The 15,236-nt window shown below is 36.0% G+C and carries 13 protein-coding genes; 4 read left to right on the forward strand and 9 right to left on the reverse strand.

Annotated elements, in window-relative coordinates; translation table 11 throughout:
- Positions 1–30 precede the first annotated feature (30 nt).
- The 5 genes from dapB to YWA_RS0102740 form a co-directional block, all read right to left on the reverse strand.
- Positions 31–735 carry a 4-hydroxy-tetrahydrodipicolinate reductase gene (gene dapB, locus YWA_RS0102720; protein WP_022826960.1) on the reverse strand — a complete coding sequence of 235 codons (705 nt, stop codon included), beginning with the start codon at positions 733–735 and terminating at the stop codon, positions 31–33.
- Positions 736–756: 21 nt separating this feature from the next.
- A complete protein-coding gene (locus YWA_RS0102725) occupies positions 757–1,317 on the reverse strand; it encodes a DUF5683 domain-containing protein (RefSeq protein ID WP_022826961.1) in 561 nt (186 codons plus the stop codon).
- Positions 1,317–2,216 carry a ParB/RepB/Spo0J family partition protein gene (locus tag YWA_RS0102730; RefSeq protein WP_022826962.1) on the reverse strand — a complete coding sequence of 300 codons (900 nt, stop codon included), beginning with the start codon at positions 2,214–2,216 and terminating at the stop codon, positions 1,317–1,319. The genes YWA_RS0102725 and YWA_RS0102730 overlap by 1 nt, the downstream gene beginning before the upstream one ends.
- Before the next feature lie 8 nt (positions 2,217–2,224).
- Entirely contained in the window at positions 2,225–2,989 is a 765-nt protein-coding gene (locus tag YWA_RS0102735; RefSeq protein ID WP_022826963.1) for a ParA family protein, read from the reverse strand.
- A 145-nt stretch (positions 2,990–3,134) separates the two neighbouring features.
- Complete coding sequence (locus YWA_RS0102740; protein WP_022826964.1) at positions 3,135–4,016, reverse strand: SDR family oxidoreductase; 882 nt, start codon at positions 4,014–4,016, stop codon at positions 3,135–3,137.
- A gap of 194 nt (positions 4,017–4,210) precedes the next feature.
- Between YWA_RS0102740 and YWA_RS0102745 the strand changes: the two genes are divergently transcribed.
- From YWA_RS0102745 to YWA_RS0102755, 3 genes are all read left to right on the forward strand, one after another.
- Positions 4,211–6,316 (forward strand): tetratricopeptide repeat-containing sensor histidine kinase, encoded by a 2,106-nt coding sequence (locus YWA_RS0102745; RefSeq protein ID WP_022826965.1) that lies wholly within the window; start codon positions 4,211–4,213, stop codon positions 6,314–6,316.
- A 3-nt stretch (positions 6,317–6,319) separates the two neighbouring features.
- Complete coding sequence (locus tag YWA_RS0102750; RefSeq protein WP_084682974.1) at positions 6,320–7,588, forward strand: T9SS type A sorting domain-containing protein; 1,269 nt, start codon at positions 6,320–6,322, stop codon at positions 7,586–7,588.
- A gap of 147 nt (positions 7,589–7,735) precedes the next feature.
- Positions 7,736–8,233 carry a DUF6646 family protein gene (locus YWA_RS0102755; protein ID WP_022826967.1) on the forward strand — a complete coding sequence of 166 codons (498 nt, stop codon included), beginning with the start codon at positions 7,736–7,738 and terminating at the stop codon, positions 8,231–8,233.
- A 78-nt stretch (positions 8,234–8,311) separates the two neighbouring features.
- Here the strand turns inward: YWA_RS0102755 and scpA are convergent, their stop codons facing one another.
- From scpA to udk, 4 genes are all read right to left on the reverse strand, one after another.
- Positions 8,312–10,450 carry a methylmalonyl-CoA mutase gene (gene scpA / locus YWA_RS0102760; protein WP_026718529.1) on the reverse strand — a complete coding sequence of 713 codons (2,139 nt, stop codon included), beginning with the start codon at positions 10,448–10,450 and terminating at the stop codon, positions 8,312–8,314.
- 7 nt (positions 10,451–10,457) lie between these two features.
- On the reverse strand, positions 10,458–11,822 hold the full coding sequence (locus YWA_RS0102765; RefSeq protein ID WP_022826969.1) for a methylmalonyl-CoA mutase subunit beta: 1,365 nt from the start codon (positions 11,820–11,822) through the stop codon (positions 10,458–10,460).
- Positions 11,823–11,955: 133 nt separating this feature from the next.
- Positions 11,956–12,285, reverse strand: a complete 330-nt coding sequence (locus tag YWA_RS0102770) for an FtsB family cell division protein (protein WP_022826970.1) — start codon at positions 12,283–12,285, stop codon at positions 11,956–11,958.
- A 128-nt stretch (positions 12,286–12,413) separates the two neighbouring features.
- Positions 12,414–13,022, reverse strand: a complete 609-nt coding sequence (gene udk / locus YWA_RS0102775; protein WP_022826971.1) for a uridine kinase — start codon at positions 13,020–13,022, stop codon at positions 12,414–12,416.
- A 216-nt stretch (positions 13,023–13,238) separates the two neighbouring features.
- Between udk and YWA_RS0102780 the strand changes: the two genes are divergently transcribed.
- Entirely contained in the window at positions 13,239–15,215 is a 1,977-nt protein-coding gene (locus YWA_RS0102780; RefSeq protein WP_022826972.1) for an endonuclease, read from the forward strand.
- Positions 15,216–15,236: the final 21 nt, after the last annotated feature.

Genomic DNA, 15,236 nt, shown 5'->3' on the forward strand with positions numbered 1-15,236 from the left:
TACAAAGGCACCTGTTAAATGGTTGCCAAATTATTTTAAATTCAGAACGTCCTTCATGGTGTAAACGCCTTTTTTACCCAAAAGCCATTCCGCAGCGACAACAGCTCCTAAGGCAAAACCTTCTCGACTGTGTGCTTCATGTTTGATTTCAATCGTGTCAACCGGAGATTGATAAGTAATGGTATGGGTTCCTGGAACATTTGGAATTCGTGCTGCTTTAATTACTAATTCATCTGAAGTTTCTGCTTCGTCTAAAGCCCAACTTGAATAATCCGAATTATTTATGATGCTTTCTGCTAACGTTATTGCGGTTCCACTTGGAGCATCTAATTTTTGGACATGATGAATTTCTTCGATCGAAGTCGAATATTGTGTAAACTGAGACATGATTTTCGCTAAATAAGTATTCAACTCAAAGAAAATGTTTACACCTAAACTGAAATTTGAACCATAGATGAAAGCTCCTTTTTTTTCTTCACAAAGTTGCGCCATTTTTGGATAATGTGCTAACCAACCTGTAGTTCCAGAAATGACAGGAATTCCATTTTCTAAACAAGTCGAAATATTATCGACAGCCGCATTTGGAATACTGAAATCAATAGCTACATCTGCCTTTTGCAGGCCTTCAAAACTTGCATTTCTAGATTTTTTCAAGACAATTTCGTGGCCGCGTTCTAACGCAATTCGTTCAATGACTTGTCCCATTTTGCCGTAACCTAAAAGCGCTATTTTCATAGAATACTAGTTTGAAAAATATTAAAACTTGTAGGTCATTGACAAACCTACGTTTTGTATTTGATTGATGTCCGTTGGATAAATTTCAGGTCGGAAGGATAAGTCGTCGTCTACATTAAATTGTTGTAAATGGGCACTGACATTGGCATCCACAATATTTAAAACGTATAAACCAACAGTAATAATTAGTGATAAATCGCGATTGCGCTGAAAACTTCGTTGTGCATTAATTAAGGTTTGGTCGTTGTATTGCCCTTTGAATTCATCGTCCAAGCCTTTCAAACGTTGTTTATAAGCATCCCGATACCGGTGGTATTCGCTGTTATTTGTAGAATAAAAATAAATACCCGTTCCAAGTGCACCGTAAACGATTGGAATTTTCCAATATTTTTTAGTGTAGGCCTGACCCAATCCCGGAACGATGGCAGAATAAAAAGCCGCTCGAGCTGGAGCAAGTGGATCAATAGGTTTTCGGATAATTGTATCTGCAACAATCTGCAGTTCGTCCGTTTTCGTTTGCGAATAAACAGCAGAAATTCCGATGCTGAAAGTCAACAATACTATGTGGATAAACGCTTTCACTAATTTTGAATTAATTTTAGAATGCGTTTAAACTCTTCTTCAGAATGAAACGGAATGGTAATTTTTCCTTTTCCATTTCCTGCCACTTTTACGTCGACTTTGGTACCGAAATAATTGGTCATGGCTTTTTTCTCGGCATCTTCTACGTCAAAACCGGTAGTTTTTGCTTTTGAAACAGGTTTTGGTTTTAAGCTTTCTTGGTAATTCTTAACAAAGGCTTCTGTTTCACGAACGGATAAATTTTCGCTTAAAATCTTTTGGTAAATATCAGTTTGAATATCTAAATCTTCGATGCTGATGATTGCACGACCGTGGCCCATCGAGATAAATCCATCTCGAATACCGGTTTGAATAATCGGATCTAGCTTTAACAATCTCAGGTAATTGGTAATCGTAGAACGTTTTTTTCCTACGCGATCACTCATTTGTTCTTGAGTCAATTGAATTTCGTCAATCAAACGTTGGTACGAAAGTGCAATTTCTATTGGATCTAGATCATGACGTTGTATGTTTTCTACCAAAGCCATTACTAACGACTCGTTGTCGTTTGCAATTCGAATGTAAGCGGGAATAACAGTTAGACCTGCAAGTTTTGAAGCACGTAAACGGCGTTCTCCTGAGATCAATTGGAATTTATTGAACTCCATTTTCCGAACGGTAATCGGTTGAATCACACCAAGTTCTTTAATGGAAGTCGCTAATTCTCGTAACGATTCTTCGTTAAAATTACTTCGCGGCTGAAACGGATTGATTTCTATGGCATCAAGTTCAAGCTCGATGATATTTCCTACCACTTTATCCGCATTTTTATCGTCAACGGATTTAATGTCGTTGTCGGGATCTTTCAATAAGGCAGATAAACCTCTTCCTAATGCTTGTTTTTTTATCGCTTTTGCCATGGAATGAACTAACTATTTTTCTTGATGATTTCGTGCGCTAAACTTAAATAATTTGCCGCTCCTTTACTTGTGGCGTCAAAGTTAATGATGCTTTCGCCAAAACTTGGTGCTTCACTTAATTTGACATTTCGTTGAATGATGGTGTCAAAAACCATATCGTTAAAGTGTTTTTGAACTTCTTCTACTACTTGGTTTGAAAGTCGCAAACGGGAATCAAACATGGTTAAAAGTAAACCTTCAATGTCTAAATCTGGGTTGTGTATTTTTTGAACACTTTTAATGGTATTCAATAATTTCCCCAAACCTTCCAATGCAAAATATTCGCATTGAATGGGAATTACTACAGAATCTGCCGCTGTTAACGCATTCAACGTTAATAATCCTAAAGAGGGAGCACAATCAATAATGATGTAATCGTAATCATCTTTAACGGATGCCAATGCTTCTTTCAGCATGTATTCTCTATTTTCTTTGTCTACCAATTCAATTTCGATGGCGACAAGGTCAATATGAGCTGGAATGATATCCACATTTGGTGCCGAACATTTGATAATTGCTTCTTTAGGCGTGTGACTGTGTTCAATTATTTGATACGTTCCTATTTCAATGGTTTCAATGTCGATTCCCAACCCTGAACTTGCATTCGCTTGAGGGTCAGCATCAATAAGTAGTACTTTTTTTTCTAAAACACCCAATGACGCCGCTAAATTGACTGATGTTGTTGTTTTTCCAACACCGCCTTTTTGATTGGCAATCGCTATTATTTTCCCCATTTACTGTATAGAATTTTGAAGCGTAAAAATACAATTATTTATGGGTTTAAGAAATCTATTTATCAACAAAAAAACAGCGTGAATTACTTTGTTCATAATTACGCTGTTGGCTTTTTGTTTTGATTTCAGTGATAAAATAACGCTGTTATTTATTCTTTTTTGCTTTAATCAGAGCCTCAAGATGGTCCCACATTTCTTCGGGAATGGCTTCTAATAAATTAAATTGTCCAGCGCCTTTAAGCCATTCACCACCGTCAATTGTTACTACTTCACCATTCATGTATGCTGAAAAATCAGAAACTAAATACGCAGCTAGATTGGCTAATTCTTGGTGATCGCCCACGCGTTTTAATGGCACTTTTTTAGCCATGTCAAATTTTTCTGCTAGATCTCCAGGTAATAATCGGTCCCAAGCGCCTTTTGTAGGAAATGGTCCTGGAGCAATGGCATTGGAACGAATTCCGTATTTGGCCCATTCAACTGCTAAACTCCGTGTCATGGCAAGAACTCCTGCTTTTGCCGTTGCACTTGGTACGACGTAAGCAGAACCTGTCCAAGCATACGTAGTTACAATATTTAAAATGGTAGAACTTTCTTGTTTTGAATCGATCCAATGTTTTCCAAAAGCAAGTGTACAGTTTTTTGAACCTTTCAAAACAATATCAATAATGGTATCAAATGCGTTTGCAGAAAGACGTTCGGTTGGAGCAATGAAATTTCCCGCTGCATTATTTAGTAACACGTCAACTTTGCCAAATTCTTTTAAAGTGGCTTGCAACATCGCTTCCACTTGGTCGTAATGACGTACGTCGCATTGCAAGGGTAGGCAAATTCCGCCTGTTTCTGTTTCTAATTCCTTGGCAGTATTTTTAAGTTTTTCTAAATCGCGCGAAGTGATGGCCACTTTTGCTCCTAATTCCATAAAATATTTCGTCATTGCTTTTCCCAAACCACTTCCGCCGCCTGTTACTACAATAACTTTGTCTGCAAGTGCATTGTCGCGAAGCATTTTTTTAGTGAAATCCATAGTATGTTTTTAAATTTTATTTGAATAATTATAACTGACGTAATTTACCATAGAAAATAGTAATAAAAAAAGATTTGACTTTAATTATTTTCATAATAAAAACATATTTTTGGTACCTTTAACAAAATTGCATCCGTATTTTTTGAAATTTTCTGAGTTCTATTGACTAAATTTAATCATAAGCCTTCATTTGTATGTCTAATCCATTTATTACTAAACGATTCCTTATTACAGCTACTTTTTTAGTAATTGCTAATTTGGCAGTTTTTGCGCAAAATATAGTAATAGACAGTCTTGTCATTGCATTAGAAAAAGAGAAAACACCTTTAAAGAAAATTCCTATTTTACGGGGTCTTTCTCAAAACTTAACGTCTATTGACCCTGACAAGAAATATATCTATGCAAAGCAAATGCGTGATATCTCAGAAAAGTATAAAATTGACTCTATAATTCCTTTGGCCTATTTAGATATGGCGATGGTCCATGGAATCAAAACCAATTATGATAGTTCGATGTATTACTTTACTAAAGGTTTACGCCTTGCAATTGAAAAGAAAATACCAAGTCAAGAAGCACGCGCTTATGTAGGAATTGGATATACTTTTGATCGGTTAGACAATCCACAAGAAGCAATAAAAAATTATGAATTAGCACTTAAAATTTTCAAAAAGCTGAACCATCAAAAGGGTTTAAATCAAACATACATAAATTTAGGTTCCCTTTATTTTGACTTGGAAGAATATAAAATAGCGGAAATTTATTTTCGACAAGCTTTAGAAAGTTTTGAAAAAATGAAAGATGAGTCGGGTATCGCTTATGGTAATTATATTTTAGGAAATTCAAGTCGAGCTCTAAATAAAGATGCGGACGCTTATAAATACTATGAAAAAAGCTTGTCGATTCGCGAGAAATTAGGTGATGTAAATGGTATTGCATTGGCTAACTATGGTTTGGGTGAATTGTATTTAAAAAAAGGTCAATACGTGGAAGCTAAAAGAGCATTAAAAATTGCCATTGACAACAATAAAATTTTAGATAATAAGTACCAAGAAGCCGTTGCTTTAATTACTTTGACTCGCGTATTTGTATCAGAAAGAGATATTGAAAATGGATTGAAGAGTGCAAACTTAGCTTATAAGAAAGCGAAAGAAGTTAATTCTAAAGGTCTTGTCATTCGATCATTAGACGAACTAATAGAAATTAAAAAAATTAAGAAAGATTTTAAAAAAGCGTTTGAATACCAGACGGAAGTGATCGCATTGAACGATAGTCTTGATATTGAGAAAATTAAAAACGAATTTATATTCTCTGATTTTCAACGAATGCGAACCGAGAATACTACGTTAGAAAAAAATAATGAAGTCATCTCCACCAAAAACGTAAGCTACCAAAAGGCAATCATTATCATCAGTTCGCTGTTATTGATTTTTTTGATACTGTTGTTCCTTTATTTGAGAAAGATCAGGCAAAAAAATAAAATCAACCTGCTTTTGCAACAACAGAAAACGGAGATCAGTGCGATTAATTCAGAATTAGAAAATTTGAATGAAGAGCTTCATGTTCAAAATGAATTGACAAATCAACAGAAGATAGAGCTTGAGCGAATAAACAGCGTAAAAAATAAATTTTTCTCCATCGTTTCTCATGATCTACGAAGTCCGATTGCCACTTTAAAGATGTTATTCAATTCGTATTTCAGCGGACATTTGACGCAAGAAGAAATGAACATGTTGTTGAAAAAATTAGAAGAAAATATTTTTAATACGGCTGACTTTCTTGACAACTTGCTGGAATGGTCAAAAAGCCAATTGGAAGGTATGATTGTTAATCCTGAAGTGTTCTTAATTCGGGTATTAGCCGAACGTAATTTGAAAATTCTGAACACGCAAATTGTAGATAAAGAATTACAGATTGAAAATCATATTTACGAATCTGCAACTGTTTTTGCGGATAAAAACATGCTGAATGTAGTGCTGCGTAATTTACTTTCTAACAGTATTAAATTTTGTGAAAAGGGAGATTCAATTATTTTGAAAAGTGAAATCATTGATAAAAATGTGGTGATCACAATTAAAGACTCAGGAATTGGAATTCCTGTCGAAGAACAAAAGAAAATTTTCAAACTGGAACATACGATCAGTCAAGGAACTTCTGGCGAGAAAGGACACCACATTGGATTAGTGCTTTGCAAAGATATGGTTGAGCAAAATAAAGGTAAAATTTGGTTTGAAAGTGAAGCAGGTATCGGAACGACCTTTTTTATTCAAATACCAAGAGCAGATTTAAAAACAGACGAGTAGACTATGAAACACTTCTTATATTTCATCTTGTTTGTATTGGTATTCCCTTTTCTTTGCCATGGGCAAATTACTAAGAAAGTGCTTTTTTTAGGAAACAGTTATACCGCTGTAAATGATGTTCCGTCACTGGTGCAAAACATGGCAAATAGCACAGGTGATGTTTTGACTTTTGATTCAAATATTCCAGGTGGTTATCGTTTTATGAATCACGCAACTGATGCAACCACTTTAAGTAAGATTAATTCCAATACTTGGGATTATGTCGTGCTGCAGGCTCAAAGTCAGGAAATAGCTTTAAGCGAAACTCAGAAAATGAGTGAAGTATATCCATTTGCTGAAACTTTAAGCAATTCCGTAAGGCAAAATAACGAATGCAGCCAACCCTTATTTTACATGACGTGGGGAAGGGAAAGTGGCGATCCAAGTCTGTGTCCGTTTATTCCGTGGACCTGCACCTATGAAGGAATGGACGATGCAATTCAAGCATCTTATTTATTTATGGCACAAAATAATGACGCAGAAGTAGCTCCCGGAGGTGCAGTTTGGCGTTACCTTCGGATGAATAATCCAAGTTTAAATTTATATGCAAGCGATGCTTCACATCCTTCCGCCGCCGGCTCGTATGCTGCGGCTTGTACTTTGTATACTGTGATTTACAAGAAAGATCCAACTTTAATTTCATGGAATTTTACTTTAAGTGAAAATGATGCCAATAGTATAAAGTTAGCTGTAAAAAACGTTGTATTCAATCAATTGTCAATTTGGGATTTTACGGTTTATCCCACGATTCCAAATTTTACAGAAGTGAATCAAGGCGGAGTGGTTTCATTTACAAATACCACTGCAGCATTTGAAAGTTTGCATTGGGACTTTGGCGACGGGAATTTTTCAACAGCGGAAAATCCAACACATTCGTATGCAACACCCGGTATTTATATGATTTCCTTGACCAGCAGTAAATGTGGAAAAGTAGATACTTTAACAAAATCTGTCGAAGTTACTTCTGTTTTGAATACAAACAATTTAGCGTTAGAACGCAAGTTGCTCATTTTTCCTAATCCCGCTTCGGACTATTTTACAGTTAACTTTAATCGCTTAATTGAAAATGGTATTGCAGTTATTTACGATAATAAAGGAACTAAATTGGTAACGAAAGAATTAAATAAGTGCACTTCATTTCAAATGAATACTAACGATTTAAGCTCGGGAATCTATATTTTAAAAATCAGTGTCGAAGAGGAATTATTTTTTTCCAAAATAGTGAAATTGTAAAACGAATATCAATCTCCACTATAGTTGGTATCTGACGCTTCCAACTAACCGCATTTTAAAATAAGTGTTATTAAGATATAAGTGCGATTTATTCGATTGGAACACAAGATAATCTTATATTTGTACCACTTTAAAAAATAAAAAATTATGAAAAAAATTTTACTATTACTTGCTGTATTTGCTACAGTTCAGATATCAAATGCACAAGCATTTCAAGGTAAAGGCGATACTAAATTTCAAGTTGGTTTAAACCTTCAAAATGGTGGAACTGGAATTACATCTACCGTTGATTTCGGATTGGGAGAAAATATGTCTTTCGGTTTTGTAGCTACTTACTTATTGGACGCTAAAGACATCGACACGCGTTCGGCTAGTTTTGAAGATCGAGCAGATGCTAAGGTGCGTTTCAATGCTAACATTGGAAATGTATTAGGTTTAAGTCCAAAAATGGATCTTTATCCGGGTTTAAATTTAGGAACTAGAAATTTCGGAGCACATTTAGGATTTCGTTATTTCTTTACAGACGGTTTCGGTTTATATGCGGAGACTTTTGCTCCTTTAGCACGTTACGACTCACAAGTTAGAGGATTTGAACATTATAACAACCAATTTGTTGTTCACTTTGGTGCTTCTTTTAATTTGTAGAAAATTAGAAATAGAACTAAACAAAAAAACCACCAATTGGTGGTTTTTTTGTTTAGTTTTTATTATTTATAATACGGGTTATTCTTTAAAACCATCAATCAAAATATCCAAAATCTTAATCGCTGCTTCACTAATTTTAGTACCAGGACCAAAAACCGCAACCGCACCGGCATCAAATAAATATTGATAATCTTGAGCAGGAATCACGCCACCTACAATAACCATAATATCTTCTCTACCGTATTTCTTTAATTCTTCAATCACTTGTGGAACTAACGTTTTATGTCCAGCAGCTAAGGAGGAAACGCCTAAAATATGCACGTCGTTTTCAACCGCTTGTTTTGCAGCTTCGGCTGGGGTTTGAAAAAGCGGACCTATATCCACGTCAAAACCTACGTCAGCATAACCGGTTGCAACTACTTTTGCACCACGATCGTGACCATCTTGACCCATTTTTGCAATCATAATTCGAGGTCGTCTGCCTTCTAGTTCGGCAAATTCATTCGCTTTTTGTTTTGCCAATTCGAAGCTTTCGTTGTTCTTAATTTCTTTACTATACACGCCACTAAACGATTTAATTTGTGCTTTATATCTTCCGAAAACCAATTCTAATGCATCGCTAATTTCGCCAAGAGTCGCTCGGTTTCTTGCGGCAGTCACGGCTAATTCTAATAAATTTCCTTTACCCGTTTTAGCACATTCTGTAAGTGCATCAAGATTTTCTTTGACAGCTTCTGTATTTCGAGAAACTTTAATTGCAGCTAAACTTTCCAGTTGTTGCTTGCGAACCATCTGATTGTCCACATCCAAAATATGCAACGGATCTTCTTTCGCTAAACGATATTGGTTGATTCCAACAATAATATCTTGATTACTGTCAATACGCGCTTGCTTTCTCGCCGCCGCTTCTTCAATACGCAACTTCGGAATTCCAGCTTCAATTGCTTTGGTCATCCCGCCTAATTCTTCTACTTCTTCAATTAGTTTCCAAGCGTTTTGCGCAATTTCATTTGTCAATTGTTCTACATAATAACTTCCAGCCCAAGGGTCAACGGTTTTGGTTATCTTGGTTTCTTCTTGTAAAAATATTTGTGTATTTCGGGCAATTCGAGCAGAGAAATCAGTTGGCAAAGCAATCGCTTCATCCAATGCATTGGTGTGCAAAGATTGCGTTCCACCAAAAGCTGCCGCCGCTGCTTCGATTGTAGTTCGCGCTACATTATTAAAAGGATCTTGTTCAGTTAAACTCCAACCCGAAGTTTGACAATGCGTTCTTAAGGCTAACGATTTTTCATCTTGCGGATTAAATTGCTTTAAAAGTTTTGCCCAAATCATTCTTCCGGCTCTCATTTTGGCAATTTCCATAAAATGATTCATTCCAATTGCCCAGAAAAAGGAAAGTCTTGGAGCGAATTCATCAATTTTCATTCCTGTCGAAAGTCCCGTTCTGATATATTCTAATCCGTCTGCTAAAGTGTAGGCCAACTCAATATCAGCAGTTGCTCCAGCTTCTTGCATGTGGTATCCTGAAATAGAAATCGAATTGAATTTCGGCATATTTCGACTCGTATATTCAAAAATATCAGCGATAATTTTCATGGATGGAGTAGGCGGATAGATGTACGTATTCCGAACCATGAACTCTTTTAGAATATCGTTCTGAATCGTTCCCGAAAGTAACTTTGGCAAAACACCTTGTTCTTCTGCAGCAACGATATAAAAAGCCATAATAGGTAAAACGGCTCCATTCATAGTCATTGAAACCGACATTTCATCTAGTGGAATTTGGTCAAACAACATTTTCATGTCTTCCACAGAGTCGATTGCAACACCCGCTTTTCCAACATCGCCTACAACCCGTTCGTGATCTGAATCATAACCGCGGTGCGTTGGCAAATCAAAAGCAATTGAAAGTCCTTTTTGTCCTGCAGCTAAATTTCTACGGTAAAAAGCATTACTTTCTTGTGCCGTTGAAAATCCAGCGTATTGCCTAATCGTCCAAGGACGACGAACGTACATTGTTGAATATGGGCCACGTAAGTTTGGGGCAATTCCTGCTCCAAAACCAATGTGCTCTAAATTCTCAATATCGGCTTTGGTGTAATTCGATTTAACTTCGATATTTTCAGCAGTTAGAAAAGAAGATTGTTCATTTGAACTAATCTCGTTATCTGTCTGTTTTTTTAAGGTGATATTTTGGAGGTCTTTGCGATTCATGGTCTCTTTATTTTTCATTATCCAAACGTTCTTTTTCAATTTTTTCAGCCAATCGTTTTTCGATGATTGGTGTAATCAATGTTTTTCGAGGTTTGGTTTTTACAAAAGGAAATAATTCCAAGTCGTGACTCATTCGGTCGTCTTTATTTGGGTATTTGTTTGTACCTAATAACACTTCTTTTCCGGAGTCGAATAGATCTTGTTCTTTTGCAGCGCTTTCCTGAATCTTCTTTTGAATCGTTCCTTCAATTAGTTGCGTGATAAAACCACCAGCAGCGTCAATTTCTTTGAGAAGTAATAAGGCTTTCTCTGCCATTTGTTGTGTAATGTTTTCAATATAATAAGCGCCATCAGCTGGATTGTTGACTTTGTCAAAGTAACTTTCATGCTTTAAAACCAACAATTGATTACGAGCGATTCGATCGCCAAATTCATTTTCTTTATGATATAAAGCATCATAAGGTAAATTAGCAACAGCGTCGCTTTCGCCTAAAATCGCACTCATGCATTCTGTAGTAGTACGAAGCAAGTTGACATTATAATCGTAAAGTGTTTTATTTCGTTTGGATGGAGTCGTTAAAATATGGAATTTTAATTCAGGATTAAATGCTGCCGCAACTGATTCTAGAACCAATCGTAAAGCACGAATTTTTGCAATTTCAAAAAAGTAATGAGAGCCTACGGCAACTTCAACAACAATTGTACCTGATAGATCTGGAATTCTATTGAAATATTCTGTAGCATGCGAAGCGAAATATGCAATTTGCTGCACCATTGTAGCACCAGCATTTTGATACAATGTTCCGTCAATCGACAGGAAATTTACAGACGTGCAAGTTGATTTAATTTGGTTTAATAAATCAAAATCCGAATTTAAGTCGGTAAACCAATTTCCGTCTTTCGACAATTGATTGATTGGGTCCAGCTGAATATAAAAAGTAGCGTTTCTTTTTTTGGCAATATCGTTTAGTTTCTGAACAAATTCTACATTTAGAAATTCTAAATTAAAGTAAACGACTGTATTCCCTAAGGGTAAAGTTTCGAGTAATTTTGCCACATCAATAGTTGCGTCTTGAATTGTAAAACGCAAACTTTCAGCACCTCTTTGTAAAGTTTCCAAACTGCGTCGTACTGATTTTTCTACGTCGAAAACAAAAATATTTTGACAAATCTTGAATGATTCGTTTTTAGTGCTTGCGTACAAAGGTTCAGGCGTTTCGTCGGCGTGATAAAATGGTTTTATCTTGATGCCTTCCGGGCTTTCCCAAACCAAGGTTTCGTTATAGTCGGCACCTTTGAGGTCGTACTGAATTTGTTGTTTCCACTGTTTGGAGCTGATGTGTTCAAAATCGGTAAAAAGTTTTTCAGACATTTTATTTTTTTATTTAGCGGTTGGCTTTTAGCAAGAAGCTTAGGCTTTTTATGTTTTATTTTATCAAATTTTGTTGCTCCTTCATCTTTATCAGTCGGCGAATTTGAAAAATTTCTCTCTTGATAAATACATACTACTTTATAGTATCAGTTTCATATTCGATGATATAGATGTCTTCACTATCTTTTTTCATGTAATATTTTTCGCGGGCATATTTTTCGATTTGATGCGGATTTTTCAGTGTTTTGATGTTTTTTTTATCCTTGTTAATTTCGTTTTGGTAATATTCTTTATTGGTTTCCAACTCATCGATTTCCTTGTTCAAGAAACGGTGGTCGATGTAAGAATAGTTATCTAGAAACAACATCCAAACTACGAAAAATACTAAAACCAAAAAGTACTTGTTGCTCAGAAATTTGAGTACAGGATTTTTTTCGGTCAGTTTTTTAAGCGGATTTTTCATGGTGTACGGGAATTCATAGCCCTGATAGCAGTGGAAATCCTTTATTTTCCGGGGTTCGGAAAATAAAGATTGCAACGTATAGCAGGAACTGGCTCCAAAAAATATTGAGTATAAAAATAAGGAATTTTTTAGAGAATTCGTTGGTTTATTACCGCACGAACGACATCAATGGCAACGGTGTTGTATTTGTCGTTGGGAATGATGATATCTGCAAAGGCTTTTGTAGGTTCGATGAATTGTTCGTGCATGGGTTTTAAGGTATGCTGGTACCGATTCAAAACCTCAGTCATGTCGCGTCCTCGTTCGGCAATGTCCCGTTTCAGTCGGCGAATCAGTCGTTCGTCTGAATCAGCATGCACGTAAATTTTGATGTCAAACATGTCCCGTAATTCAGGATTAGCAAGGATTAAAATTCCTTCTACAATCATTACTTTTCGCGGATGCGTGATGATGGTGTCTTCCGTTCGGTTGTGGGTTACGAATGAATAAACGGGTTGGTTAATGGTGTTTCCACTTTTCAATTCGGTCAGATGTTCTCTTAATAAATCAAAATCAATAGCTCTTGGGTGATCGAAATTGATCAAGGCTCTTTCGTCAAAAGACAAATTATTATTCTCTTTGTAGTACGAGTCTTGAGAAATAATTCCTACTTCTGCTTGGGGAAGTTCATTCATGATCTGTTGTACCACGGTCGTTTTTCCGCTACCCGTTCCGCCCGCAATTCCAATAATAAGCATATTTTCTTTGTTAAGTTTGATGTTGCAAAAGTAGAAAATTTCTAGGGAGGTTTATTTGTTTCTATTTAAAAGTTTTGCACGAAGTTGCATACCAGAAATCAAGTCTCTTTTAAAAAGCTATTGTGCGAAATTATAGATTACTAAAATGTTAGGAATGTTTTTTTTAACGTATTGAAAGTAATTAAATGTTTAAATTTGTAACAAAAACATATTATAATGATCAAAAATTACTTTCTCTTTTTAAGTTTAATCTGCAGTTTTGCAACTTACAGCCAGGTTCTTGTCATCAACGAAATTGATTCTGACACTCCTTCGATCGACAATATGGAATTCGTTGAATTAAAAACGCAAACTCCTAATTTTTCGCTTGACGGTTATGTTTTGGTTTGTTTCAACGGCAATCCAAACTCAGGTTCAAATACGGCTCTAAAAAGTTATTTCACCATGAGCTTAAACGGCTTGACGACTGATGCAAATGGCTTGGTGTTGATTGGTAGTAACGACGTTTCTCCTGCTCCAGCGCGAACATTTGGCGATAATTTATTGCAGAATGGAGCCGATGCAATCGCAATTTACACTGGAAGTTTTGAAGATTTTCCCGACGGAACTTTGGCAACGACGACAAATTTAATTCATGCCATTGCTTACGATACCGATGATGCAGATGCGGTGGAATTGATGGCGCTTTTAAATTTGACTGTGCAATATAATGAGGCTGAAAATGGACAACAAGCAACTCAGTCCATTCAACGAAAAAACGATGGAACGTATGAAACTAAATTTCCAACGCCCGGTGTTCCAAATGATGGGAGTGGTATTATTTTTAATGGGATAACGATTTCTACGGTTGCGGTTCAATATAATGAAGGAGACGTTATTCCGATAACATTTACGACACAAACGGTCACAAACGCTGATTTAACTTTCACTTTTACGCTGAATAATTCTAGTTTTAATACGAATGATTTTACAGGAAATACAACTGTAGTTATTCCGCAAGGACAATCAACTTTTACTACAACGATCAGCGTTATTGATGATACAGAGGATGAAGGTGATGAGGTGATGAAAATAAAATTTGGCACCTTGCCACAAGGATATGTCCGAATGAACGACAATATTAGAATTGAAATTATTGACAATGACTATTTTGTGGCACCTTGGGGAACACCGTTAAATCCCACTTTTGGTATCGTAACTTCAACGGCTCCATCTGATTATTACAGTTCGCTTGAAGGCAAGTCAGGTGCTGTTTTGAAACAAGCGATTCAAGATATAATTGCAAATCCTGCAGTTGTTCACGCTCATAATTATGGTGACGTAAATACTATTTTAAAAACGGCTGATCAAAATCCGTTGAACGGAAATGAAGTATGGTTGATGTACAAAGAAATTCCGCGTTCAAAATTGTTAATTCAAACGACCGGAAATGGAGTAGGAAAGTGGAATAGAGAACATATTTACCCACAATCGCGTGGTGGATTTACAAATGGAACCGCTGATACTCCTGATGGAATTAATGTTTGGGAAGCTACAAGTGCCGATGTTTTAGTTCATGGTCATGCGGATGCTCATCATTTAAGAGCGGAAGATGCAACTGAGAATAGCACTAGAAATAATAAGGATTTTGGTTTAGGAGATTACAACGGATTTAGTGGCAATCAAGGAAGTTGGAAAGGAGATGTAGCTCGTGCGGTATTTTACATGAGTGTTCGTTACAATGCATTAGATGTGGTGAATGGAAATCCTGCTGATACAACGGTAGGAGAATTGGGAGATTTAGCGACGTTGCTGACTTGGAACATGCAAGATCCTGCAGATGATTTTGAAATGAACCGTAATAACTATATATATACGTGGCAAGTGAATCGGAATCCATTTATTGATTATCCGTTATTGGCTGATTATATTTGGGGTGCGAATGCAGGTGAAACTTGGTATTCCAATTTATCTACTTCTGCAAATTCTGATTTAAAATTGATGGTTTATCCAAATCCAGCCACCAATTATTTTATGATTTCAGGTACAAACGAAAGTGGCGCGGTTGAATTATCGAATATTTCGGGACAGATTGTACTTCAGAAAAATTTTACAACTAACGAACGCATTCATCTAAATGTTCCAGCAGGCGTTTATTTTGTAAAAGTCCAAATAGGAGAACAGCAAATAAATAAAAAATTAATTGTTCGCTAAATATTATTTAGAAGTTCATAT

This window comes from Flavobacterium antarcticum DSM 19726, assembly GCF_000419685.1.
Lineage (GTDB): Bacteria > Bacteroidota > Bacteroidia > Flavobacteriales > Flavobacteriaceae > Flavobacterium > Flavobacterium antarcticum.